Below are 24,859 nucleotides of genomic sequence, written 5' to 3'. Positions count from 1 at the left end.
TATCCTATTTATATGAACTAATAATCTTATTGTTAGTTCAATCTTTTAATGACATTTCAAGGTTGACATTTTTCCACAAAATTAATTTTATCAAAAAGACCATTTAATTTAAAATGGACAGCACCACATAGAAAAGGCATTATTACTTATAATCATTCCTTCCTCTATATAGGCCATCCAAATAAATTTATATTACACTATAACTACTATCAAACAATAACAATTTAATAGCAAATATTAGAATATCAAACAAAGTAACTTATTTTTTAGCTACCACCTTGTTAACCTTACTGTCAACTTTACCAATCTCCATTCTAACTGTTCTTCTAATAATTAAACCAAGTGTATCTAATAATTTATTAACAGCCTCAGCTGCAGCATTTTTAATTTTATTAGCATCCTCACTATTAGAATCATTATCCTTAACAGCAAATTTACCATCTTTACTCATTGCCTTTAATGCAACAGCAGCTGCAAAGTCTGCATTAGTTTTTGCACCAATACCATTAGGAGTGTTAACAAAACCAGTAACCAATTCCCCAGCATTACTATTATTACCATCAAGATTACCATCTTTAACATTAGCATTGCATATTTTATCAATCATTGCCCATGGGTCAGCTTTGGAAACTTCTTGAGCAAGTTTAGCGCCAGCTCCCTCTTGCGCACCATCTTTACCACTATTAAGAGCAGCAGTAGCATCAGTTTGAGAAGAAGCAGTAACAGTAGCACCAGCATCTTCTGTTGAAACATTTACACCTGACTTTTTAGCAATATCAACTATTTCTTTAATCCCTTCAATGATAGATTGAACGCTTGCTCTATCAGAAACAATAGAAGCTTTAGTACTACTATCACTGATTGCCCCAATATCAATCTTATCATCACCAACAGCATTAGCTAATTTCCCTACAGCAGTAATTAATTTATCAATCACTGTATCATTTCCAACAACTCCAGATGAACCATCTACTTTATTTTTAGTAGCTTCTAATTGACTTTTCACCTTTTCAAAGTGTTCTTTTACCTTACTTCTCTTATCAGTAGACTTAATATCTGCCTTAACAAGCAAATCTTCTAACATATCACCAACAACATTCCCAACAAACCAAAAAATATCTTGAAAACCTCGTCCTATTACTTTCCCTGTCTCCAATAACCCTGGAACTACAATTTGACCCGCATGTAACACTCCTGGCAATATCACTTGACCTGCTTGTATTGCTCCCGGAACTATTACCTCCCCTAAATTTTGTCCCATTTGTAACATTTCTTGTCCTAATTCTAATGCTCCTGATACTACTTCTTCTCCCATATTTACTACTTTAGGAGCTATTTCTTTTCCAACTTGCAACACTTCTTGTCCAAGTGTTAATGCTGAATCTAATAAAGCATCCTTACTCTCATCTGATAATTTACCTAATCCAAGTATATTACTACCAGTATCCTTATGTTTATCTATCAATTTGCCTAAACCAAGAATACTGTTACTATCACACCCCATAAATAAATTAATCATTATTAATAAACCTAATGGTTTTTTCATTTAAACCTCCGTTCTTAATTTATATTTTTATAATATAAATTATATATATATCACATATTTTAAAAAAAAGAAAAAATATTACTATTAAAAAGTAGTTAAAATACAAAATAATACAATAAAGTTAATACATAAGTAATAAAAATAGTCATATATCTGTATTAGTCAAAAATTCTCAATGAAATCAAAATTTCAAAATTATTTACTCAAAACTGAATATATTATTGAAATTAATGTCAAAAAAATTCTTACATTAAGGGTAATAATAGTACCAAACATCCAATTATGTAATCTAGATGTACTCTTAAATTCTGATATGGCCTTGCCAAGCTTAGTATCAATCTCCAACTTATTCTATTTCTATATCTTTCCTCACAAGCTCTATATTATTATCAAGCTCACTGAATTTAGTATCCACTTTATTATCAAGTTCTTTAATATCTAATTTTAACTCATCCCTTACTTTATCTATCTTAGCATTTAAATTAATCTCAATAGTATTTATCTTATTGTCAAGTTCTGTAAATTTAGTATCTATCTTATTATCAAATTCGGTTTTAACAGATATAATCTCAGCCTTTAAACTACGCTCTAACATTTTTAATTTTATGTCAAAATTTTCTTTTAAATATTCAAGATCCTTAGCAGTAAGCTCATTTTTATAATACCTGTAAGATAAATCAGTAGCAATGTCTCTATTTATGCCAGCTTTAACGAGTTCACTTAAAACCATTTCTTGCGTAATTACTGCTTGTGAATGCAACATAGAAAATCTCTTTATTAATTATTATATAATAAGTTAACTTTTGAGTATATATAAATTCAATAATGATTATGAATTTTAATGCATTATTAAAACGAATGATATCCCATTTATAAAATAAATATCACTAAACTTAAACTTAAAAATAATATGTTTATATTAAAATTTATAAGAATTTATAAGAAAAAAATAGAAATTTAGATATTTACTTCTAGATAAAAACCATGTACAATAAGATTGGGGGATAACCTATTTCAAAGGAGATTAGCAATGCATACAAGTCAAAAAGTTCAAAACTACACACAACTATCAAAAAAGTATCAAATTAGGTATTACAAAATAGTATCAATAATTAGGTACTTTCAAAAGAACACTATCAAATATAATCAAACCATTATTTTAAATACATTAAACCGTTTTCTAACTAAAGACGAACTTAAAATAATTACACTCAGAACCCTTAGAAAAGATTTAGCCTTGCTATGTAATAAAGGTATTATTCAAAAAACTCTATTAAGATTGGGCGAAGGGAACGGCTCATACATAAGGTATACAGTAAATAAATACAGTCAAAATAACTTAAAACGTTTCATTGAAAACAAACAAGACATTATTGAGCATGATGCAAATGCAATATATAAATTTACAAAGGAAACACAAAAAAAATATTTTAAAAATATAGGGTACAAAACTTATAAATCTAAAAATGTAACTAAAAATGTCAGTCATAATATAATTAATAATAAAGATATAAATATTAAAGATACAAAAGATATAAATTTGCTAATAAGTAATACATCTAAATGGAAAACAATGAGATACTTAGATAAAATAGAAGAAAATAAAAACAAAAAACGTTATGAAGAAGCAATTATAAAAACAAAAAAATGGTTAGAAAGTGAAAAAAACAAATAAATTATTAACGGAATTTGAAAGAAAAAATATGATATGCCAATTGAAAAATCTAGAATCTAAACCAAAAAAAAATTTTAATGATTCTTTTTCCAAAATAGAAAAGGAAGATGCCAGAACAATATATCATACAAAGATATTTAACGATCTTTTTGCTTTCGGCGTTAATCGGAGAGAAGAAGATAAATTTTTTGTTGCTTTGCGAGGTGTATTTAACAGCGACAAAAAAAGTACTTTTCGTTTATTTAGTATTGAAAAAGAAGAAGATAGATTTTTAGGTATGTTTTACGGGTTTAAGAGGCTTAAAACTTCATTTATACTTAGGTATAAAGATGATACAAAAAAATCAGATGTCACAACTAAAATATATAAGCCTTACTACATAGAATTTCGATTTAAAAAGGGAAGTATTTTTTGCTATATAAAGGCTATTCATTCCTTAATAAAAAAAGAAAAATTTACAAAAAAATATGTTCAAACTTTGCTTGAAAGAATTATGAAATTGGAAGACGAGGTGTATAAATTCTATGATAAAAGATTACCGGATGGAGGAATTATAACGAAATGGATAGAAAAAAACCAGAGGTAATTACGATTGCATCAATCAAGGGTGGTGTTGGGAAAAGCACAAGTGCAATCATATTTGCAACATTGTTGTCAAAAAAGTATAAAGTACTTTTAGTAGATATTGATACACAAGCATCAACTACTAGTTATTATCATGAAAAATTAATAGAAAATGATATTGACGTTGTCAATATCAATATCTATAGAGTTTTAAATGAAACATTAGACATTAATGATTCGATAGTTAATATAGATAATAATCTAGATTTCATTCCAAGTTATATTCATTTACATAAATTTATTAGAGAAGCAATTCCTTTAAAAGAATTAAGGTTAAAAGAGTGTTTATTTTTCCTTCAAAATGAATATGATTATGTCGTATTAGATACTAATCCTAGTTTAGATGCTACATTGGCAAATGCTTTGATATGCAGTGGCTATATAATAGTTCCAATGACAGCAGAAAAATGGGCAGTTGAGAGTTTGGAATTAATAGAATTTTATATGAAAGAGTTGAGGATAAATCTTCCAATTTTTATCCTCATAACTAGATTTAAAAATAATAACACACATAAGGAATTGTTAGAATATATACAGTCTAAGAGAGGATTTTTAGGTTTTATACATGAGAGAGAGGACTTGAATAAGAGGATATCAAAGAATGATGTTTTTGATTTAAACAAAGATTATATAAAAGATTATGGAAGTGCATTGGAAAGTTTTTTGACTAAGAAATTAATAGTGCGTTAAACGCACTTTCAAAGGAGCCAAAATGAAGAATGTTGTTTTAAGTAATAGAGTTTTACATGCTAATAAAGATGTTAAATTAATAAATTTAAAACAGGAAAGTTTGATTCGCTATAATGAATTAAAGGAAAAACTTAAGCAAAATGCAAGGAAAGAAATTTATTATAAGATAGAAAATATTAGAATTTTAAAAGAAATAAAAGATAATGAATATTATAAGCTTGATGGTCATAAACACTTTGATAGTTTTATAAAAGATTATAGGATGGCTAAAACTCAAGTGTATGCTTACTTAAGACTAGCAAATGCTATGGAGAAGGGGATTCTTGCAGAACAATATATAATTGAGAATGGCATTAATGAATCTCTTGCTATTATAAAAAATAAAAAGACTATTAAGACAAAAAAAATAAGACGAAGTTCTATAAATTCATTGAGCTTTAAGCTTAAAAATCAGGCTAGTTATGACTTTTATAAGAACAATGTTAAGTTTATAGCATTTATGTTGGATACGATTTTTTTAAATGATAGAAATTATTTGCAAAAATTATTTCAAAAATATTCTAATTTACATCTTGATAAAAAAGTTGTTAATATAGCCGATTTACTTGAAAAATTTCAATAATTTTTGTACGATTATTATCGGGTTGTATTAAACATTTTAATACTCCAGAAATAGTAGTCTTTGAACTTTAGTAAGTTCTGTTGATGATTTTAAGCTAGAATTATCAATAGAACCTATTTTATTGTTAAATTTTTTTGTTTACTTTATTCTAGTAAATTTCAATTTTAGTAATTTGGTTATAATGATAAATAAGGTATTAGGAAAAATCAGGTAGAGAGAAGGTTGTAAAATTATAGATAGTGAGTAAGTTGAATTAGGGATATTGAAAATTTTTTTTGAATAAAGAATTAGTAAAGATCGGAGAAGGATTTTAGGAGATTTTTGGCGTTTTTGGGAGTGCTGTTGGAGATGCATTAGGATTTAATATAGTTAAATCTGATGATAATAGAAGCAAAGTTGGAGAACATTTTAAGACTATTGGAGATGGATTAAAGAGTACTAAGGATAAATTAGATGAGTTATCAAAAAAAATAGTTGCTACTCCTAATGCTGATACTAAAGGAGTAGAAGCTGTGATTCAAGGTAGTAGTGCAATTATTACTAAACTAATTACTTCTGTAACTAAGCTTGCTGATTCTGTTGGTAATGCTGAAATTACTGATGGTATAGATGCTGCTGGATCAGCACCTGTTGAAGAAGTTAGTGTTAAAGCTTTTATTGAAGGAATTAAATCTATAGTTGAGACTGTTGAAAATTCTGGAGTAAAGATTGAGAAAGGTAATGCTGGTGTTGTAGTGACTAATGAAAATGGACCTAAAGCATTGGTTCATAATGTTAGGGCTACTGCAGGTGATGCTACTAAGCTAGCTGCTGAAGTTGCTAAAGCTGATCCATGGGCAATGATTGATAAAATAAAAAATGCTAAGATTAAAAATGCTGCTCCTGCTGCTAATGATGATGCTGGTCAATTGGCTACTGCTACTAATGTTGCTAATAATGATGGTACTGCAGCTACTAATGCAGATTTAGCAGCTGCGGTTGCGCTAAAAGCTATGATTAAAGGTGGCAAGTTTAATCAACCTGCTCAAAATGAAGATGGTGCACTTAAGGCGGCAGTGTCAAGTGCAGTAAATAAGGTGTTAGGAATACTTGATGTAATACTTAGGAAAGTAATAAATCTTGAAATTAATAAAATTAAAGAAGCAATTAATGGAATAAAATATTCTGATACACTTGGGATAAATATTCCAGAATCTGATACTATTCAAACTCCTGCTACTAAAAAATTGTAAGACTAAATAAAAAATCAAATAAGGAAAACACTTTTCTATTTATGGATGGAGAAGTTTTTTTCCTTTTTTGCATTTTAATAGTGTAATCTGGTATTTAGGATAAAGTATTTCTTTTCAAAATGATTTGGGGGAGAGTAGATCTAATAATATATCTTAACTTAATATATAGAAAGAGCTATGTTCTTTATTAATTTATATATCAATGAGTTGATAAGATAAATTCAGTAAAATAGAACAATAAAATAGAGATTGCAAGCAAAATTGCAAAGGGTGGAAATTAAGTAAGATAAAGAAAGTAATTGATCAATTTATTATGGGGATGTTAGAAAAATTTCATAAGGAGCAAAGGAAAATGCTGTTAAAATAAGTTTAAAGAGCCAATAGATTTTAATAATGTTAATTATGTCGTTAATGGGATTAAAAAATAGTTGATTTGATATTATTAAGAGGTAAGGATAAATCTTAGTTCTATTAAGACAAAGCACAATAAATGCAAAACGATTCTAAAGTTTCTTATTACATTAAATAATGAAAATAAAAAGATAGATTAATAATATATTTATATTCTTTTGTCTTTCAAAATTTAATTTATGATAAATTGTGTTACTATATTTATAATAAATTAAATTTAAAATAAATTTTAAATTTATCATTTGTATTAGTATTTTTAGTTTCTGATTTAAATAAGAATAGAGAATGTCTTAATTTATATTACAAACTAAAGAGGGGGCAGGGATAATCTTGTTAAGTTTAATCTTGCCGATTTTAATTTATCATTAGCATATAATACTTTTCTTATATCATCTTCATCTTTAATTGTTACTAGTTTTTTTGCCTTTTTTAATTTGAAACGCATTATTGTTACATTGTGGGTGTTATGAAAATTACTTTTGGTAAGATTGATTCAAATAAGAACAGTGCATAAGTCTTGGTAATGAGTAATTAAAAAAATTAAATAAGGAGAAAGTTAATGCAGAAAAAATTTAGTTTATTTAATATAATGATTGTTTTTGGATTGATTATTGGATGTTCAACTGATGTACAGCCATCATCAGTATTGAAGGATCAAAAGTATTTTGGTGATCAAACATTAGTACCTAGTGTTCAAGGTTATTTATATAGTGATTTAGGTAGAGTGGATGAAACTGAGAAATTATATCAGGATATAGTTTCCAGAGGAAGGAAATATTTTAAGAAATTTAAGGTTAAACGTGAAAATTTTGCTCTAAAAAAAGCTCAGTTTGATGAGAGTATAATGATCAAGGTTAAGAAAAGATATCCCTTAGTAGTAAAATGTGAAGATTGTATTTATGCTGGTTTGGACTATAGTGAGGAGGCTATTTCTGATTTAGTAAGTATACTGAATAAATTATTATCAGGTCCTATAGGTGAAATCATGCCATATAGGAATGATAGGGTAGCTTGTATTTTTTATTTGTTGAAGATTTTACAGGATATTGAACGTTTCACTAGAGAAGTTGTGTGTAGTGATGATAGCTATGTTAGTGATTCTAATTTACTCAATGTGCATAGACTTTTTATATCACTTGATATAATCAATAAAGATAATATGTTGAAATCTAAGCTTGCTACTATTAAATTTGCACTGAATATGTTCATTAAGAAGCGTAATAAATTAATTAGACTTATTATAGAAAACATCAAGGAAATAAACAAGCAAGAAAATGTTGATGAAATTGTTAAGTTAATAAATACTAATATGAGATCTTGGGATAATAATGGGAAAATTTTTAAAAAAATGTATTCTTTTAATACATCTTCTAAGAGCTTATATTCTTTGCATGATTTTATCAAAAATCAAACTATAGATTTGAATAATCAGTTTATCATTAAATGAAAAAACGATGAATGTTTAATAAAAGCTACTAAAATGCAAGAAGGAAGTTAATTCTCCTTCATAAATAGAAAAAAATTAATGAATAGCTTGTATATATTTGCAGTTTACTTGGTTTTTACTTTTTACTTAGAACTATCATAATCTTGAAAGATTATGATAGTAAATATATTTTATTAATTTTATTAAAAATTTTTTCAAAAAAGTTTAATTTTTTATTTTATTTTGATTTAGCAGTTTGTGCTTTATAAGCATTACATGTCGTTTTAATACTTTCAAATGTAGATATGGATTTAGATTTATTAGATCTAGGTTCTGGGGTGGTCCCAAAAAAGTTATCAAAAGCACTTGCAATACTGGATTTAACTGTATCTAATCCACCTACTCCTGGATTTTCTTTTGCATCTTTTACTATGTGAAGTAATTCTTTGGCTTTAGCATTAGCTTTTAGTTCTAAAAAAAATTGTTCTACATATTCTTCTATTTTGTTTATATTATTTACTTTTTGTTTAAAATGTACATTAGTGCCACTTGTTGTTTTTGCGTATTCGTCTTTCAGAGTTTCTACAAAAAAATCCAATGTCTTTTTTTCATCAACATTTAAATTTAATTCAATTGAAAGGTCATTAACTTTATTGTGGTTTTGGACATTGTCACCAGAAAATACTTTATTTCTTTTTGAGGCTGTAAACTCTTTTCCATCACAACCTAAAAATAATAATATAAATGACACCCCTAAAAATTTATTCATAAAAAACCCCTTTCTTTAAAAGAGTAATACAATTTTTTTTAAAATCAAGTTTTTTTGTAAAGAGAATTTAAGAATCTTAAATTGGTACAAAAAGAAACTTTGCAAAATTTATAAGATGGATAAAGATTTTTGTTTAAAAAAGGTAGAAAAGGATTGCTACTGAATGTTAATGATATACTGTAGTAGTAGTAAAATTAATAGTTCTTTGCTTGAGGTTGCAATATTGTCATAATATAATGCTAAGTTTAATCAATTGTTAGAGATATTTGGAATGTCTGGTATGGGAAAAGAAAGAATTGTATATATACGAAGTATAATAACCGGTGAGGATATTTGGAATGATACAGGGGATAAGACATATAGTAATGATGAATTTTATAATTTGCTTGTTGATTTAGATGTTGATAAGGTGTTGATAAGGTAAAGTCAATTATAAGCAATCATTTAAATAATCGTAAAGCACAAATTGAGGCTCAAGCAGCTATAAATGCTGTTGAAAGTGATAAATTTAATAAAAATTAGCAAAAAACTAGTCCCTAGTTAGGTTTTGAGAATTAATACCTAGGCTTTGAAAATTTAATTTATAATTAATTTATAGGGGTTAATGTCAATATTTTATCTATTTACCTCAAATTACAAGCTCTTTTTTTGATATAGGGTTTTTGAAGAAGTTAAGAGTATTTTATAAATTTTGTCTTTTTAGCAATACTCTGTAAAGAAAAATATAAGAGATTGTTAAATATATATTGTAAATAATCATGAAATATATTTATTACAAATAAATTCATTTTGTATTTTGGAGGTTAAGTAGGATGGATTTGATGTGTAATAGAGTTGTATTGGTATTTTGCATAGTTTGTTTTATAAGTTGTGATTTTTTGGAAACTAAAAATAAAACTCGGTTATTGCAAAATCTAGAAAATATTGATTTAAAATCAGATTGGAAAGATAATCTTAAACTTAGTAATGATGAACTTGGTATATTAACTTTTTTTGTTAATGCATTAAAAGATGAATTACCAAAAGCACATACCAGTGCAGCTCATTTTAATATTCATTTAAAAGGCGATTTATCTAAAGTAGAAGGATATGTTAAAAGGTTTTTCTTAAAATTGAATGATAAGGATAAAGTTAGAGAATTGCTTGGGTATATTAAATATGGTATAGATAATCCACCTAATGTAGAGGGTAGAGATGCACATGTTGGTATGGATGCAAAGGAACATTATAGGCTTGAGAGAAGACTTGCTAGTGTTTTTGATGATTATTTTATGTTGCTAAATCTTCCATCTTCTGAGCCATTTGCTGATTCATCTGCTAAGGTGCCTTTTATTGGTGGTGATCCTGAAGATAAAATGTTTAATGATATTAAAAGTGTATGTTATGAGTATAGAGGTTCACATTAATAATATTAATATTTTGGTGTACGGTAGAGATTAAATTTATAGTTATATTTATAAGGGAAGAGATTTTTATTAATCTTATTCAAATTGCTGTAAATTTAATATTAACCTTAAAGGAGAGGAAAATGAATCCCAAAGCTAGGTATTTATCTTTGGGATTACTTTTTAGTTTTATAATTTTGAAGTTGTGATTTAATCTTTGACGATAAAATTATGAAAAATATTTAATTTTATTTGATAATGGTGAAGTGCAGTGAAACTCGCTTGGTTTATAGATAATTAAATTAAATAAATGCTAAAAACTTGATTTTCTTGTTATCTTTTTTTATTAGTGATAAATGTGTGATAGTGATGATGGGATGTAATAGTGGTGGTAGAGATCCAGAGAAAGTATTTTTGAGTGAGATGGTAAATTTAGGGAAAGGATTTTTAGATGTATTTGTGAGTTTTGGCGATATGATTACAGGGACGTTGGGGATAAAGGCGGAGACTAAAAAAAGTGATATAGGAGCTTATTTTACTAAGATTGAGAATACAATGAAGATAGTGAAAGGGAAATTGGGAAAAATTTTAGAAGAACATGGAAGTTATGAAAAAGTGAAAGGTAAGGTAGAGGAATTTATTGGGAAGATAGGTAAGATCGAAGAAGGAGCAAAGGAAGCAGCTGGAGGTGCTAGTGGTGATGATAAAATTGGTGGTGCTACTAGTGCAGGGCAAGCAGCAGTGGCCGCTGATAAAAATTCGGTTATTTCTTTAGTGAAAGGAATTAAAGCTATTGTTGGAGTAGTATTGAGAGATGATGAAGGTAGTGCAGAGGCTAGTAAGACAGCAGAAAATGATAAAAAGGATGTTGGAAAGTTGTTTGAAAAAAAGGATGATAATAAGGCTCAAGAGGCAGAGGCAGCTAAAGCAGGTGCATCAATAGGAGCAGTAAGTGGAGCTGATATATTGAAAGCAATAGCAAAGTCAAAGGAGAATCCTTCTGTTAATGATACTGAGGGAATTGAGAAAGCAATAGATGCAGCAGAGATAGCAGTTGCTAAAGCTGTTGATGATAAGAAAGAGATTAAGGAAGGAGCAAATAAAGATGCAGTAATAGCAGCTGGTATTGCACTAAGAGCAATGGCAAAGGATGGTAAGTTTGCGGCTAAAAATGAAGAGAAAGCAGCAAATGCAGTAAATGGAACAGTAGCAAGTGCGGTAAATAAGGTGTTAAGTACGTTGGTAATAGCAATCAGGAATAGAGTTGATGAAGGATTAAAGGGGATTAGTGAGGTATTAGGAGAGATTAAGCAAGGAGAAGGTTCTGAAGCTAAGGCTAATTAATAGGTGAATTAGTATATGTTTAATATAGTTGAAATGATTAGATCAGAATTTTAGTAAAGGGAGCAATAAAGCTCTCTTTTTTTATTTTCTAACATTTGTTAGTTGTTATCTGTTAATTCATAGTTGTAGCCATTTTGTTTTTTTGATTTTTCTTAAAAGAAAATCTAAAAAATAATAAAAAAAACAAGGAGGCGAAAAGGATGAAGAGAGGGAAAAAAGGTGAAATGATAAATAGAGTGATGATAATGATGATGGTGATGGTGATGGGATGTAATAATGGAGGTGTTAAGGAAGGAGAAGAGGGGAAAGCAAAGAAGGGAGATGGAAGTGTAATTGATTTAAAGGCAGTAAGTAAAAAGATAAGAGATGCAGTGGAGTTTGCAGGGAAAGTAAAAGAAGTTCGTGTTTTAGTTAAGTCGGTTGATGAGCTGGCTAAAGCTATTAAAAAGAAAATTGATCAAAATGGTGGACTTGTTGATGGTGATGCGGATAAGAATGGATCATTACTTGCAGGAGCACATAGTGTAATATCAGCTGTAAAAGTTAAAGTAGAGTTGTTGGAAAAAACAAGTGAAATTTCTAATAATTTAAAAACTAAGGTTACTGAGGTTAAAAATAAAGTCGAAGCGTTTTTAGATAAGTTGAAAGACAATCATTCTGATCTTGGGAAAGAAGGTGCTACAGATGCTCATGCCAAAAGTGCTATAGATGTAACTGCTAATACGAAAGACAAAGGGGCAAAAGAATTAGTTGAACTTAATAAAGAAGTTGATGAATTGTTAAAGGCTTCTAATAAAATAGTATCGGATGCAATAGCAGAACTTGTAGTTAAACCTACTACTTAAAGAAGTTAAAGTATATAAATACCAAGATATTAAGGCTGGAAATAGCTTTGATACTTTAGATGAAGTTATAAATATAAGATACTTAGAGTTAATCTCTTAGTATCTTTTGTTTTATTGTGTAGAATGAAGACATATTTTATTTGTTGTCATGTGTTAGTGATTATTCATTTATTTTTTGTGTATTTCTTAAAAGATAAGCTAAAAAAATAAATGAATAAAAATAGGAGGCTAAGAAAGATATATGCAATTAAAAAAAGCAGAAGGGATAAAAGGGAAGGGAGTAATGAAGCGAATAATAATGGTGATGATGGGATGTAATAGTGGGGTGAAGGATGCAGAGAAAGTGTTTTTGAGTGAGATGGTAAATTTAGGGAAAGGATTTTTAGATGTTTTTGTGAGTTTTGGCGATATGATTACAGGGACGTTGGGGGATAAAAGCGGAAACAAAAAAATCGGATGTTGGGGTTTATTTTACTAAGATTTCAGAGACAATGAAAGCAACAAAAGCAAAATTAAATAAAATTTTGGAACAGAATGGACATTATGAAAAAGTAAAAGGAAAGGTTGATGAATTTATCACAACAATTGATAAGATTGAGGCAGGAGCAAAAGAAGCATCTGGGGGTGCTAGTGGAAGTGATGCGATAGGTAATGCTGTTAAAAATCAATTTGCGGTTGCTGCTAATAAACTTTCAGTTATTTCTTTGGTTAAAGGGATTAAAGCTATTGTTGGGGTAGTATTAAAAGAAAGTGAAGGTAATGCTGATTTTACAAAAATTCAAGATGAGAGAAAGGATATTGGTAAATTGTTTGGAAATAAGGATGATGATAGTGCTCAAGAGGCAGAGGCGGCTAAGGCAAGTGCATCAATAGGAGCAGTAAGTGGTGCTGATATATTGAAGGCGATAGCGAAGTCAAAGGAAGATCCTAAAGTTGATAATGCTGAGGGGATTAATGGGGCAACAGATGCAGCAGAGATAGCAGTTGTTAAAGCTGTTGATAATAAGAAAGAGATTAAAGATGATGCAAAGAAAGATGCAATAATAGCAGCAGGGATAGCATTGAGAGGGATGGCAAAGGATGGTAAATTTGCAGCCAAAAATGATGATAAAGCATACCATGCTATTAATGGAGTAGTAGCAAGTGCAGTAAATAAGGTGTTAAGTACATTGGTAATAGCGATAAGGAATAGAGTAGATGAGGGATTAAAAGGGATAAATAAGGTGTTAGGAGAGATCAAACAAGGAGAAATTTCTGAATCTAAGTCTAATTAATATAAGTCTAATTAATAGTTGAATTAATAATATATTGAATATAGATAAAATTAGTATATAAGAACGTTGGCAAAGGGAGCAATGAAGCTCTTTTTTTTATTTGCAGTATTGTATGTAGTTTGATGAATTGTGTTTCATATGAATCATTTTTTTCTTCTAATCTTTAAAAGAAAAGCTAAAAAGAAAGAAAAAATAAGGAGGCGAAGGAAATGAAGAGAGAGGAAATAAAAGGAATAAAAGGGAAGGAAGAATTGGGAAAGAATGAATATAGAGAAAAAAGGAGAGGGGAAAGTAAGAGTAAAAGTAGTGATATTAATGGTGATGATGATGGTGATGATGATAGGATGTAATAGTGGGGGAGTAGGAGGAGGAGAGGAAGGGAAGAATAAATTTTTGCAGTCATTAGTTAATGTGAGTAATGAATTTTTGAATGTTTTTACATCATTTGGGGATATGGTGGGGAGTGTATTAAGATTGAAGGTCGATTCTAAAAAATCCGATGTTGGAAATTATTTTAAGAAAGTTCAGGGTACTGTGCAGGGGATAAAAGATGGACTTAATAAAATTGTTAGTGAAATGAGGAAAGAGGGAAATCCTAATTTGGCAGCTACTGAGAGTGCAGTAAATAAATTAGTAAGTGAAACACTTGATAAGATAATAGCTGGAGCAAAGGAAGCAAGTGAGGCAATTGGTGATGCTAGTGAACTAATTGGTAATGTTGCTGATCAAAATGTTGGAGGTACTGCAGGTGATATTGATAGTTTAGTAAAAGGAATTAAAGGAATAGTAGAAGAGTAGTACTTAAAGAGGGTAAACATGATGCTGGGGATGATAAGAAGGCTGAAAATCTTAGTGCAAGAACTGGTGTTGATGGAGAAGCTGGGAAATTATTTGGTAATGCTGCTATTGGTGCTGCTGATAATGCAAAGAAGACAGCAGCAGATGCATCAAAAGCAGTAGGAGCAGTGACCGGAGCTGATATTCTGCAGGCTATAGTTAAAAATGCTTTAGCTACTGATTCAAATGCAAAAGATGGAACAATAGCAGGAGCTATAGCATTGCGAGCGATGGCAGAGAATGGTAAATTTGCTAATGATAATGATGGAACTGCTGAAGTTACTACTGCAGTTAAAGGGGCTGCTGTTAGTGCAGTAACTAAGGCACTAGATACATTAACAGTAGCAATAAGGAAGATAATAGATGCAGGACTTAAAGAAGTAAAAGCAGCAATGAGAATTAATGCTAATGCTACTCCTGTGGTGTCTGATAAGAGTGCTTCTGATGCTAAGAATCAATAGCTAAAATTATATGACTGAATAATAAAATAAGATAAATAAAGTTATAACGGGAAGATACTGAGAGTTAAGTTCTTAGTATCTTTTATTTTATTTTGTCTAAAAGATATATTTTATTTGATATTGCTAACATTTGTTATTTATTATCCGTTAATTCATAGTTGTGTCCATTTTGTTTTTTTGATTCTCCTTAGTGGATAAGCTAGAAAAAAATAAAAAACAAGGAGGCTAGAAGAATGAAGAAAGAGAAAAAAGAAGAGGGGAAAGTAAGAGTAATAATAATGATGGTGATGATGATGGTGATGATGGGATGTAATAGTGGAGGAGTAAAAGATCCAGAGAAAGTGTTTTTGAGTGATATAGCAAATTTAGGTAAAGGATTTATGGACGTTTTTGTGAGTTTTGGGGATATGGTTACAGGGACGTTGGGGATAAAGGCAGAAACAAAGAAGGAAGATATAGGGAAGTATTTTAGTGATATTGAGAAGAGTATGCAAACTACTAAAGTCAAATTAAACGAAATTTTAGAGAAGAATGGGCAATATGAGAAAGTTAGGAAGGTAGTTGAGGAGTTTATTAGTGGGATTGTAGATAAGATAGCTGCAGGAGCAAAAGAAGCAGCAAAAGGTGCTACTGGTGATGATAAAATTGGTGGTGCTACTCAAGCTGGTCAGGATGCTAATGCTGCAGATAGAGTTGCTGTTAATTCACTAGTAAAAGGAATTAAAGGGATAGTTGGGGTAGTCTTAAAAGAAAATGAAGGAGATGCTACTGTTACTAAGACCAATGGAGATCAACAAAAAACTATTGGTAAATTATTTGCTGCTAAAGCTAATGGTGGTGAAGAAGTTCATGCGGCAGCAGCTAATGCATCAATAGTAGTAGTTAGTGGAGTTGATATGCTGCAGGCTATTTCTAAGTCTGATGAAGTTGTTGGTGAGGTTGAGATTGAGAAAGCGAAAAATGCTGCTGATATTGCTGCTGCTAAACAGGAGAATGATAAAGGAATTAAAGACGCAGCAAAAAAGGATGCAGTAATAGCAGGAGGGATAGCATTGAGAGGGATGGCAAAAGGAGGAAAGTTTGCAGCTAAAGATGAAGAGAAATCAGCAAATGCAGTCAATGGAGCAGTAGCAAGTGCAGTAAATAAGGTATTAAGTACATTGGTGATAGCGATCAGGAATACAGTGGATAAGGGATTGAAAGAGATAAGTGAGGTGTTGGGAGAGATTAAGCAAGGAGAAGGTGTTGAAGCTAAAGTTAGTAAGTAAGTTGTAGTGAAAATTATTAAATAAGAATATTAGTAAAGGGAGCCATGAGGTTCTCTTTTTTTATTTACAGTATTGATTATGTTATATAAATAATATGCGTATAAATCATTATTTATTGACTTTTTTGTGTGCCTCTTTAATGGAAAAGCAAAAAAATAATAAAAAAACAAGGAGGCTAGAAGAATGAAGAAAGAGAAAAAAGAAGAGGGGAAAGTAAGAGTAATAATGATAATGATGGTGATGATGGGATGTAATAGTGGTGGTAGAGATCCAGAGAAAGTGTTTTTGAGTGATATAGCAAATTTAGGTAAAGGGTTTTTAGATGTTTTTGTGAGTTTTGGCGATATGATTACAGGGACATTGGGAATAAAGGCGGAAACAAAGAAGAGTGAGATAGGTGGATATTTTAGTAAGATAGCGGAGACAATGAAGTTAGTGAAAGGGAAATTAAGTAAGATTTTAGAAGAACATGGAAGTTATGAAAAGGTGAAAGTTAAGGTAGAGGAATTTATTGGAGAGATAAGTAAGATCGAGGAGGGAGCAAAAGAAGCGGCTTTGGGAGCTATTGGTAGTGAATTGATAGGAAATGCTGTTAAAGATCAGGAAGCTGTACCAGCAGATACTGAGAGTGTCAATTCACTTGTTAAAGGAATAAAAGTAATGGTTGGAGTGGTTTTAAAAAGGGATGAGGGCAATGCAGAAGCTACTAAGACCGGTGACACAGAACAAAAATCAATTGGTAAGTTGTTTAGTTCAAAAAAAAGTGAAGATGGAACAGAAACCCAAGCAGCAGCAAGTGCAACAATAGGGGCAGTAAGTGGAGTAGATATATTGAAAGCAATAGCTAAGTCTGATGTAGTTTCTAGTGATCCTAAGGTTGAAAGTGCAAAAAATGCTGCTGATATTGAGGCTGCTAAAAAAGAAGAGAGTAAAGATCTTAATGCATCAAAGAAGGATGCAGTAATAGCAGGAGGGATAGCATTGAGAGCAATGGAAAAGGCAGGTAAATTTGTTGCTAAAAAGGAGATGAAGATAAATCGGCTTTTGCTATTAATGGAGCAGTGTCAAGTGCAGTAAATAAGGTGTTAAGTACATTGGTAATAGCGATAAGGAATAGAGTAGATGAAGGATTAAAAGAGATAAATAAGGTATTGAGAGAGATTAAGCAAGGAGAGGGTTCTGAGACTAAGATTAATTAATATGTTAATTAGTATATATTGAATATAGTTAAAATTCTTAGATAAGAATGTTAATAGAGGGAGCAATAAAGCTCTCTTTTTTTATTTGCGTTATTGTGTAAGTTATATAAAGCTTCATTTATTTGTTTTTTGCTTTTAAAGAAAAGCTATAAAAAAGCTAGAAAAAAATAAAAAATAAGGAGGCTAGAAGAATGAATATAGAGAAAAAAGGAGAGGGGAAAGTAAGAGTAAAAGTAGTAATATTAATGGTGATGATGATGGTGATGATGGGATGTAATAGTGGAGGAGTAGGAGGAGTAGAGGAAGGGAAGAATAAATATTTGCAGTCATTAGTTAATGTGAGTGAAGAATTTTTGAATGTTTTTACATCATTTGGGGAAATGGTAGGGAGTGTATTGGGATTGAATGTTGAGAGTAAGAAGTCAGATGTAGGGAATTATTTTAAGAAAGTGCAGGGTACAGTAGAAGGAGTTAAAACAGGACTTAATAAAATTGTTAGTGATATGAAGGAAGAAAAGAATCCTAATGCTGCAGCTACTGAGACTGCTGTAAATAAATTGGTTACTGAAACACTTGATAAGATAATAGAAGGAGCAAAGACAGCAAGTGGGGCAATTGGTGATGCTAATGACTTAATTGGAAATGTAGCTGCTGGTGGTGCTGGTGCTGGTGCCGGAGCTAAGGGTGATAATGTTGAGAAGTTAGTAGAGGGAATTAAGGGGATAGTGGAAGTAGTACTTAAAGGTGTAGGGAAGGCTGATGCTGGGGATGATAAAAAGGCTAGTGATGGTTCTAGTGTAAGAGGTGCTAATGCTTGTGATGTGAGAAAATTATTTGGCAATACTGGTAATAATAATGGTGCTATTGATTCTGCAGAGAATGCGAAGAAGGCAGGTGCTGATGCAGCAAAAGCAGTTGGAGGAGTAACTGGTGCTGATATATTACGAGCTATAGTAACAAAAGATGGTGATTCTGTTAAGTTAGCTACTAATAGTGCTACCTCTAATACTAATGTGAATTCTCCTAAGGATGGAACTGTAGCAGGAGGAATAGCATTAAGGGCAATGGCAAAAGGTGGTAAATTTGCTAATGAGAAGGATAATGCTAATAATGATGTTGTTACTGCGGTTAAAGGAGCAGCAGTAAGTGCGGTAAGTAAGGCATTAGATACATTAACAATAGCGATAAGAGAAGCAATGGACTTTGGGGTCTTAAGGAAATAAAAAAAGTGATGAAAATTAATAATGATACTCCTGTAGCAACATCTGAGAAGAGTGGTTCTGGTATTAAAAATCAATAATCAAAATTATGTAAGTAAATAAAAAATAAGAAAAATAAAGTTGTAAAGATAAGATACTAAGAGTTAAGTTCTCGGTATCTTTTATTTTATGCTATGTTAAATAGGAATATATTTCTTTTTGAATAATAATAATAATAATAATGTTGTTGGGATGTAATAGTGGTGGTAAGGATCCAGAGAAAGTATTTTTGAGTAAGATGGTAAATTTAGGGAAAGGATTTTTGGACGTTTTTGTTGCTTTTAGTGATATGATTACCGAGACATTAGGAATCAAGGCGTATACGAAGAAAAGTGAGATAGGAACGTATTTTAGTAAGATTGCTGAGACAATGGAGTCTGTTAAAAATAAATTGCAAACAGAAGTTTCGAAGAATGGGAAATATGAAAAGGTTAAAACAGTTGTTGATGAGTTTGTTATAGGAATATTGGACAGAATTGCTACAGGAGCAAAAGAAGCTGCCAAAGGGGCTACAACTGATGCTGCTATAGGAAGTGCTAAACAGAATGAAGATGCTGTACCCGGAGATACTGCAAGTGTAATCTCACTAGTTAAAGGAATTAAAGAGATAGTTGGAGTGGTTTTAAAGGATAATGAAGGGAATGCAGAAGCTACTAAGACTGGTAATACAGAACAAAAGTCAATTGGTAAGTTACTTGGTAAAAAGGATGATGGGACAGAAGCACATGCAGCTTCGGCAAGCGCGTCGGTTGGAGCTGTAAGTGGGACTGATATGTTGCAAGCTATTGCTAAGTCTGGAGAGGCTGCTAATAATGAGATTAAAATCGAAGAAGCAAAGAATGTAGCAGAGATTGCTGCTGCTAAAAAAGATGATGATAAGGAGTTTGGAGATACTTTAAAAGATAAAGATGCAGTAATAGCAGGAGGAATAGCGTTAAGAGCAATGGCAAAGAATGGTAGATTTGCGGCTAAGCAGGATGCTAGTTATAAATATGCTAATGCAGTAAATGGTGTAGTAGCAAGTGCAGTAAGTAAGGTATTGAGTACATTGACAATAGCAATCAGGAGTAGAGTAGATTTAGGATTAAAAGAGATAAATAAGGTGTTAGGAGAGATTAAACAAGGAGAAGGGTCTGCTTACAGAATTAATGAATAAAAGAATAAGATAATTAGTACAATTTGAAATATAATTAAATTTTTTAAATAAAAACTTAGTTAATGAGGGCAATAGAGCTCTCTTTTTTTATTTGCGGTATTGTGTATGTTATATAAAGCCTCATTTATTTGTTTTCTGCTTTTAAAGATAAGCTAGAAAAAAATAAAAAATAAGGAGGCTAGAAGAATGAATAAAGAGAAAAAAGGAGAGGGGAAAGTAAGAGTAATATTATTGATGATGATGATGGTGATGATGGGATGTAATAGTGGGGGAGTAAAAGGGGAAGGAACAGGAGGAGACGGGAGAGGAGGAAGTTTGAGTGAAGTATTAATGGAAGTAGGAAGAAGTGCAGGGGATGCATTTTATTCATTTTTAGAGTTAGTGTCGGGAACTTTGGGATTTAGTGTTACTGGAGATACAACTAAGCAACAGGTAGGAGAATATTTTAATAAATTAGGTGTTACACTAGGAGAAGCATTAAAAGAATTAGAAAAATTGGCAACAAAGTCAGAGACAGGGGTTGATAAAAGTGCTTCATCAAAAAATTTAATTAGAAGTGCAGTTGATACAGCTAAGGGGGTTTTAGCAACTTTAGAGGGGTGTTTAGAATCATTAAAGGAGATAGGAGATGCTAGCAAAGTAGGGGAAGTAGGAAGCGATGCCCAAAAAGGCGTATCGGCAGCTGAGGGTGAATTAAAAAAAGCATATAAAGCATTGAAAGGGATAGTGGATGTAGCAAAGGGAGAAGGAGTTAAAGAACCAAGTGCAAGTAGTGTAACATTAAAGCAGGATTCAATAGGAGTTGATGCAAAAGATGGATCTAAGGTATTGGCAGCAGGAGCAAATGCAGGAGCAGCAGTGGGAGATAAAGCTGCAATAATAGTATCAGCAGTGAGAGGAGAAGAAATTTTAGAATCAATAATTAAATCAAAAGAGAATGATGTTAAAGCAGTTTCAGGAGATGCAACTGCAAATACAACTCCGTTGGAATTTGCAGTAGGAGGTACTGCAGCTCATGTGTCGCATTCATCTGATTCAAAAGCAGCAGCAGTAGCAGGAGGAATAGCACTACGTTCATTAGTGAAAGAAGGTAAATTAGCTTCACATAATGCAAATAGCGATGAAAAAGCGGTACAATCAGCAGGAATAACAGCAGCAAATAAACTATTAGTGGCAGTGGAAGATTTAATTAAAAAGACAGTAAAGAAAATACTTGAAAAAGTAAAGCAAGAAGTAGATAAAGCAAGAGAGCCAAAAGCAGTAGGGCAACAGTAAGATTAGAATGGTAATATTAAATATAATTTAAAATGGTTAGGTATAAATATTAGTAAGGGGAGCAATAGGGCTCTCTTTTTTTATTTGCAGTATTCTATATGTTATATAGATAGTATTCATATAAATCATCATTTGTTGACTTTTTTGTCCTTCTTTAGAAGAAAGGCTAAAAATAATAAAAAAAACTAAGTAGGCGAAGAAAGAAATGAAAGTAAAAAAAAGGAAAATGGAAAAAAGCAGAGGATGTAATATCTAAGAGTATTATTGAGTTGGTATTAAAATCTGAAGAGGGAAATGCAGAGAATACTAAGACGGCAGAAACTGAAAAAAATCAGTTGATAAGTTGTTTAGTAGCAAGGTTGATACTGATGGGACAGAACAACAAGCAGCAGCAGAAAGTGCAATAATAGGAGCAGTAAGTGGAGCTGATATATTACAAGCTATATCGAAATCTGAAGAGGTTAAAGGTGAGCCTACTATTGAGACTGCAAAAAACGCTGCAGAAATTGCTGCTGCTAAAAAAGAAGAAAATAAAGAGATTACGGTTGATGGAGCAAAGAAAGATGCAGTAATAGCAGCAGGAATAGCATTGAGAGGGATAGCAAAGGATGGTAAATTTGTTGCTAAGAATAATGAAGATAAATCGGCTTTTGCTATTAATGGAGCAGTGGCTAGTGCAGTAAATAAGGTATTAAGTACGTTGACAATAGCAATCAGGAATAGAGTGGATGAAGGATTGAAAGAGATAAATAGGGTGGCTAGAAGAATGAAGAAAGAGAAAAAAGGAGAGGGGAAAGTAAGAGTAAAAGTAGTAATATTAATGGTGATGATGATGGTGATGATGGGATGTAATAGTGGGGGAGTAAAAGGGGAAGGAACAGGAGGAGGAGTTAAAAGTTTAAGTGAGGTACTGCTGGAAGTAGGAAGAAGTGCGGAGAATGTTTTTTATTCATTTTTGGAATTGGTTTCAGATTCCTTGGGATTTGCTGTTAAAGCAACTACTAAGAAGAATGAAGTGGGAAATTATTTTGATAGGCTTGGTAAGAAACTTGAGATTGCATCAGGAGAATTAGAGAAAGTAGCAGAAAAAGCATCGGCAGATGTTGATAAAGAAGGTATGTTAAATAAGGGAATAAGAGCGGCAGTTGATTCAGCTAAGATGACTTTAAGTATATTAAAAGGGCATTTAGAATCATTAAAAGGGATAGGTGATGTCAATGTTGTAGGTGAAGCGGCGTCTAATGCCCAAGGAGTAGCATCAAGTGCAGATGAATTGAAGAGTGTCTTTAAGGCGTTGAAAGGAATAGTAGATATAGCTGATAAAGAAGATATTGAGAAGTTAGTAGCGGGAGATTTAGCAGTAAAAGTAGGTAATAATGGAACAGACAATAAAGATGGAGTTAAGATATTGGCTACAGATAACAAAGCGGGGGTAAATGATGCAGGTAAAGCAGCAGCAGTATTAACAACGGTAAGTGGCAAGGAAATTTTAGCATCAATAGTTAAATCAACAGAGGGTGATGCGGATACAGGAGTAGGAGATCAGGCAACTGCAAATACAAGTGCGGTGGCGTTTGCAAAAGGAGGTAATGCCGCTAATTTAGCAAAAGAAGCAGTTAAAGCAGCAGCAGTATCAGGGAGGAATAGTGTTACGATCATTAGTTAAGAATGGTAAATTGTCATCAGGAGCACAAGATGGACAAGCAGGAGGGAAGGAAGAAGTACAAGCAGTAGGGATAAGTGCAGTAAATAAACTATTAGTAGCAGTAGAAGATGGACGCAACTATAGCAGGAGGTATAGTGTTAAGAGCGATAGCTAAAGGTGGTAAGTTTGCTAACGGAAATAGTAATACTGATATTTCTACTGCAATTAGAGGAGCAACAACAAGTGCCGTAACTAAAGCATTAGATACATTAACAATAGCAATAAGAAGTGCTATTGATGAAGGACTTAAAACCATTAAAGAAGCAATGAAAATTAATACTAATGCTACTCCTGTTGCATCTGGAAATAGTGGTTCTGGTAGTCAAAATCAATAAGTCGAAATTACATAATTAAATGATAAATAAAATGATATAAATTAAGTTATAAAGTAAAGATACTGAGAATTAAGCCCTTAGTATCTTTTGTTTTATGATATCTAAAAAGATATATTTTATTTGCTATAATTTGTTAGTTATTATCCATTCATAGGATGTATATGTTCTAATTAAAAATATTCGGTTTATTGTATAAAATTGTATAGGATAGAGTTGTATAGTTGTAAAATTTTGTATAAAAATATAATGAATCATAAGATTGTAATATAAATTTAGCATGGTATAAAAACACATTAAAACTTCTAACGAAACTAAGGTCTTAAATAATAGGTATATATTAAAAATGTAGAAAAGTCTAGCAATAGTAAAATTTTGTTTTTTAATGTAGATAATAGAATATTATACTATTTGATATTAAGAGGTAATTTGTACAAAAATTAATAATTTCTTTAGGATTTATTTCAATTATATTATTTGTACATATTGTTAAATATGTTTTCATCATTTTTTTGATAAAAAATAGTAATTTTAATTAAAAAAATTGTATTTTAGATAAAGTGATATATATTATTAATTAATAATCATTACTATTTAGTAATAGTGATTATTAATTCTTAAAGAAGGAGAATATTTGTGAGAAAAAATTTATTTATATTATTAGTTTTGGGGTTAGCGTCTTGTAATCTAGATTCTAAATTATTGGATAATAAAGGAAGACCTGACAATTTTTTAAAAGATGTTGTAAATAATGTTCAAGATGTTGTAAATGACGTTCAAGGTGATGAACCAATAAAAAAAGATTTTGTGGATAAAGTTTCTGTTAAAAAAGTAGTAGGAGGAGATTCTGTAATAAAAGATGAGAAAGGGGAATTAATATCTGCCCTTATAAATGATATTAATAGTGTTATGGGATTATTAAATCAAGATAAGGATGAAGTTGAGGATGCAAATCAATATGGTATGAAAGATGAAGTGTTTAAATTCGTGTTAAATGAGGTTAATGGTAAGACATTAGATCATGATGATAATAAGGAAGTAAGACGATTATTTTATTCCTCTTTGTTATACAATAAAGAAAGAATAGAAGATTTTGCAGAAATTCTTAAAAAAGTAGAATCGGATAATACAAACAAGGGTACATGGATTCAAGATATAATGAATGCTGTAGTAGTAGATCTTCAGTTTGGTTTTGAGAGAATAATTAATAAATTAGAAAAGAATAGGGAGCAACTTGATAAATTAAGTCTTGTTGATTTACGAGAAATTAAGTCCAAGCTTGAGGAAATTCAATTACAGAAATTAAATTGGAGGAAAGCTGTAGATAGTCTTATTGCATCTTATAAAGCTAAGACAGATGGAATTAGTTCTGATAGTAAGAAATTGATAGAGCATATTGAGAAAAAATATAAAGATATTATTAAAGTTAAAATTCCTGGAATGAAGGCAGTATCTAATAGGATTATAGCTATAATAGATACAATTAAGTAATTTATTATAATTATTTAAAATACAAAGGAAGGT

At 30.8% G+C, this 24,859-nt stretch carries 19 protein-coding genes and 8 pseudogenes; 22 read left to right on the top strand and 5 right to left on the bottom strand.

Features of this window, described 5'->3' with window-relative positions; genetic code table 11:
• Nucleotides 1–259: 259 nt before the first annotated feature.
• From BDU_RS07405 to bdr, 3 genes are all read right to left on the bottom strand, one after another.
• Nucleotides 260–1,546 (bottom strand): variable large family protein, encoded by a 1,287-nt coding sequence (locus tag BDU_RS07405; protein ID WP_012539797.1) that lies wholly within the window; start codon nucleotides 1,544–1,546, stop codon nucleotides 260–262.
• Between the two features lie 195 nt (nucleotides 1,547–1,741).
• Entirely contained in the window at nucleotides 1,742–1,891 is a 150-nt protein-coding gene (locus BDU_RS09125) for a hypothetical protein (protein ID WP_449727622.1), read from the bottom strand.
• 1 nt (nucleotide 1,892) lies between these two features.
• Nucleotides 1,893–2,309: a Bdr family repetitive protein gene (gene bdr, locus BDU_RS07400; RefSeq protein ID WP_449727621.1), complete on the bottom strand. Its 417-nt coding sequence runs from the start codon at nucleotides 2,307–2,309 to the stop codon at nucleotides 1,893–1,895.
• A gap of 267 nt (nucleotides 2,310–2,576) precedes the next feature.
• On the opposite strand from bdr, the gene BDU_RS07395 reads away from it, so the two are divergent.
• The 5 genes and pseudogenes from BDU_RS07395 to BDU_RS07375 form a co-directional block, all read left to right on the top strand.
• Entirely contained in the window at nucleotides 2,577–3,221 is a 645-nt protein-coding gene (locus tag BDU_RS07395) for a plasmid maintenance protein (protein WP_041177973.1), read from the top strand.
• Nucleotides 3,205–3,807, top strand: a complete 603-nt coding sequence (locus BDU_RS07390; RefSeq protein ID WP_012539795.1) for a DUF226 domain-containing protein — start codon at nucleotides 3,205–3,207, stop codon at nucleotides 3,805–3,807. Before BDU_RS07395 ends, BDU_RS07390 begins: the two co-directional genes overlap by 17 nt.
• The gene (locus BDU_RS07385; RefSeq protein WP_012539580.1) at nucleotides 3,783–4,535 is read left to right on the top strand and encodes a ParA family protein; all 753 of its coding nucleotides are present in this window, start codon (nucleotides 3,783–3,785) and stop codon (nucleotides 4,533–4,535) included. Before BDU_RS07390 ends, BDU_RS07385 begins: the two co-directional genes overlap by 25 nt.
• 22 nt (nucleotides 4,536–4,557) lie before the next feature.
• Complete coding sequence (locus BDU_RS07380; RefSeq protein ID WP_012539794.1) at nucleotides 4,558–5,157, top strand: chromosome replication/partitioning protein; 600 nt, start codon at nucleotides 4,558–4,560, stop codon at nucleotides 5,155–5,157.
• A 287-nt stretch (nucleotides 5,158–5,444) separates the two neighbouring features.
• A pseudogene (locus BDU_RS07375) lies at nucleotides 5,445–6,389 on the top strand (variable large family protein); the annotation flags it as partial.
• Between the two features lie 718 nt (nucleotides 6,390–7,107).
• Here the strand turns inward: BDU_RS07375 and BDU_RS08410 are convergent.
• The gene (locus BDU_RS08410) at nucleotides 7,108–7,245 is read right to left on the bottom strand and encodes a hypothetical protein (protein ID WP_012539793.1); all 138 of its coding nucleotides are present in this window, start codon (nucleotides 7,243–7,245) and stop codon (nucleotides 7,108–7,110) included.
• Between the two features lie 114 nt (nucleotides 7,246–7,359).
• On the opposite strand from BDU_RS08410, the gene BDU_RS07370 reads away from it, so the two are divergent.
• Nucleotides 7,360–8,247: a hypothetical protein gene (locus tag BDU_RS07370; RefSeq protein ID WP_012539792.1), complete on the top strand. Its 888-nt coding sequence runs from the start codon at nucleotides 7,360–7,362 to the stop codon at nucleotides 8,245–8,247.
• A 217-nt stretch (nucleotides 8,248–8,464) separates the two neighbouring features.
• Here BDU_RS07370 and BDU_RS07365 read toward each other — a convergent pair whose 3' ends face one another.
• The gene (locus tag BDU_RS07365; RefSeq protein WP_012539791.1) at nucleotides 8,465–8,995 is read right to left on the bottom strand and encodes a hypothetical protein; all 531 of its coding nucleotides are present in this window, start codon (nucleotides 8,993–8,995) and stop codon (nucleotides 8,465–8,467) included.
• A gap of 271 nt (nucleotides 8,996–9,266) precedes the next feature.
• Between BDU_RS07365 and BDU_RS08405 the strand changes: the two genes are divergently transcribed.
• The 16 genes and pseudogenes from BDU_RS08405 to BDU_RS07300 all read left to right on the top strand — a co-directional run bounded on the left by BDU_RS08405 (nucleotide 9,267) and on the right by BDU_RS07300 (nucleotide 24,826).
• Nucleotides 9,267–9,419 carry a BTA121 domain-containing protein surface lipoprotein gene (locus BDU_RS08405; RefSeq protein WP_158298616.1) on the top strand — a complete coding sequence of 51 codons (153 nt, stop codon included), beginning with the start codon at nucleotides 9,267–9,269 and terminating at the stop codon, nucleotides 9,417–9,419.
• A 388-nt stretch (nucleotides 9,420–9,807) separates the two neighbouring features.
• The gene (locus tag BDU_RS07360; RefSeq protein ID WP_012539789.1) at nucleotides 9,808–10,401 is read left to right on the top strand and encodes a hypothetical protein; all 594 of its coding nucleotides are present in this window, start codon (nucleotides 9,808–9,810) and stop codon (nucleotides 10,399–10,401) included.
• Between the two features lie 348 nt (nucleotides 10,402–10,749).
• Nucleotides 10,750–11,724, top strand: coding sequence for a variable large family protein (locus BDU_RS07355; protein ID WP_143705896.1), 975 nt, complete (start codon nucleotides 10,750–10,752; stop codon nucleotides 11,722–11,724).
• Between the two features lie 200 nt (nucleotides 11,725–11,924).
• Nucleotides 11,925–12,569, top strand: coding sequence for a Vsp/OspC family lipoprotein (locus BDU_RS07350; protein ID WP_012539787.1), 645 nt, complete (start codon nucleotides 11,925–11,927; stop codon nucleotides 12,567–12,569).
• A 241-nt stretch (nucleotides 12,570–12,810) separates the two neighbouring features.
• A pseudogene (locus BDU_RS07345) lies at nucleotides 12,811–13,843 on the top strand (variable large family protein).
• Between the two features lie 209 nt (nucleotides 13,844–14,052).
• Nucleotides 14,053–14,193 (top strand): hypothetical protein, encoded by a 141-nt coding sequence (locus BDU_RS08985; protein WP_318250873.1) that lies wholly within the window; start codon nucleotides 14,053–14,055, stop codon nucleotides 14,191–14,193.
• Nucleotides 14,159–15,141: pseudogene (locus BDU_RS07340) on the top strand (variable large family protein). Before BDU_RS08985 ends, BDU_RS07340 begins: the two are co-directional and overlap by 35 nt.
• 233 nt (nucleotides 15,142–15,374) lie before the next feature.
• Entirely contained in the window at nucleotides 15,375–16,409 is a 1,035-nt protein-coding gene (locus tag BDU_RS07335; RefSeq protein ID WP_012539786.1) for a variable large family protein, read from the top strand.
• 183 nt (nucleotides 16,410–16,592) lie between these two features.
• Nucleotides 16,593–17,608, top strand: a pseudogene (locus BDU_RS07330) (variable large family protein).
• A gap of 191 nt (nucleotides 17,609–17,799) precedes the next feature.
• Nucleotides 17,800–18,908, top strand: a pseudogene (locus BDU_RS07325) (variable large family protein).
• A gap of 140 nt (nucleotides 18,909–19,048) precedes the next feature.
• Nucleotides 19,049–20,023, top strand: coding sequence for a variable large family protein (locus BDU_RS07320; protein ID WP_012539784.1), 975 nt, complete (start codon nucleotides 19,049–19,051; stop codon nucleotides 20,021–20,023).
• Between the two features lie 186 nt (nucleotides 20,024–20,209).
• Complete coding sequence (locus tag BDU_RS07315) at nucleotides 20,210–21,298, top strand: variable large family protein (RefSeq protein ID WP_012539783.1); 1,089 nt, start codon at nucleotides 20,210–20,212, stop codon at nucleotides 21,296–21,298.
• A gap of 254 nt (nucleotides 21,299–21,552) precedes the next feature.
• Nucleotides 21,553–22,097: pseudogene (locus BDU_RS08435) on the top strand (variable large family protein); the annotation flags it as partial.
• A gap of 21 nt (nucleotides 22,098–22,118) precedes the next feature.
• Nucleotides 22,119–23,073, top strand: a pseudogene (locus tag BDU_RS08505) (variable large family protein); the annotation flags it as partial.
• A gap of 1 nt (nucleotide 23,074) precedes the next feature.
• Nucleotides 23,075–23,338: pseudogene (locus BDU_RS09085) on the top strand (variable large family protein); the annotation flags it as partial.
• A gap of 633 nt (nucleotides 23,339–23,971) precedes the next feature.
• Entirely contained in the window at nucleotides 23,972–24,826 is an 855-nt protein-coding gene (locus tag BDU_RS07300; protein ID WP_012539782.1) for a complement regulator-acquiring protein, read from the top strand.
• Nucleotides 24,827–24,859 lie beyond the last annotated feature (33 nt).

Source organism: Borrelia duttonii Ly (assembly GCF_000019685.1).
GTDB lineage: Bacteria > Spirochaetota > Spirochaetia > Borreliales > Borreliaceae > Borrelia > Borrelia duttonii.
The sequence above is the reverse complement of the archived record's forward strand: the minus strand, read 5'-3'. Positions and strand labels throughout refer to the sequence as shown.

What these genes read in the sequence shown, in the direction of transcription:
- BDU_RS08410 (WP_012539793.1), bottom strand. Translation starts at nt 7,245, where the DNA reads ATGCGTTTCAAATTAAAAAAGGCAAAAAAACTAGTAACAATTAAAGAT.
- BDU_RS07360 (WP_012539789.1), top strand. Translation starts at nt 9,808, where the DNA reads ATGGATTTGATGTGTAATAGAGTTGTATTGGTATTTTGCATAGTTTGT.
- BDU_RS08985 (WP_318250873.1), top strand. Translation starts at nt 14,053, where the DNA reads ATGAAGAGAGAGGAAATAAAAGGAATAAAAGGGAAGGAAGAATTGGGA.
- BDU_RS07355 (WP_143705896.1), top strand. Translation starts at nt 10,750, where the DNA reads ATGATGGGATGTAATAGTGGTGGTAGAGATCCAGAGAAAGTATTTTTG.
- BDU_RS07320 (WP_012539784.1), top strand. Translation starts at nt 19,049, where the DNA reads ATGTTGTTGGGATGTAATAGTGGTGGTAAGGATCCAGAGAAAGTATTT.
- BDU_RS07380 (WP_012539794.1), top strand. Translation starts at nt 4,558, where the DNA reads ATGAAGAATGTTGTTTTAAGTAATAGAGTTTTACATGCTAATAAAGAT.
- BDU_RS07405 (WP_012539797.1), bottom strand. Translation starts at nt 1,546, where the DNA reads ATGAAAAAACCATTAGGTTTATTAATAATGATTAATTTATTTATGGGG.
- BDU_RS07365 (WP_012539791.1), bottom strand. Translation starts at nt 8,995, where the DNA reads ATGAATAAATTTTTAGGGGTGTCATTTATATTATTATTTTTAGGTTGT.
- BDU_RS07335 (WP_012539786.1), top strand. Translation starts at nt 15,375, where the DNA reads ATGAAGAAAGAGAAAAAAGAAGAGGGGAAAGTAAGAGTAATAATAATG.
- BDU_RS07370 (WP_012539792.1), top strand. Translation starts at nt 7,360, where the DNA reads ATGCAGAAAAAATTTAGTTTATTTAATATAATGATTGTTTTTGGATTG.
- bdr (WP_449727621.1), bottom strand. Translation starts at nt 2,309, where the DNA reads ATGTTGCATTCACAAGCAGTAATTACGCAAGAAATGGTTTTAAGTGAA.
- BDU_RS07315 (WP_012539783.1), top strand. Translation starts at nt 20,210, where the DNA reads ATGAATAAAGAGAAAAAAGGAGAGGGGAAAGTAAGAGTAATATTATTG.
- BDU_RS07350 (WP_012539787.1), top strand. Translation starts at nt 11,925, where the DNA reads ATGAAGAGAGGGAAAAAAGGTGAAATGATAAATAGAGTGATGATAATG.
- BDU_RS07385 (WP_012539580.1), top strand. Translation starts at nt 3,783, where the DNA reads ATGGATAGAAAAAAACCAGAGGTAATTACGATTGCATCAATCAAGGGT.
- BDU_RS07395 (WP_041177973.1), top strand. Translation starts at nt 2,577, where the DNA reads ATGCATACAAGTCAAAAAGTTCAAAACTACACACAACTATCAAAAAAG.
- BDU_RS08405 (WP_158298616.1), top strand. Translation starts at nt 9,267, where the DNA reads ATGTCTGGTATGGGAAAAGAAAGAATTGTATATATACGAAGTATAATA.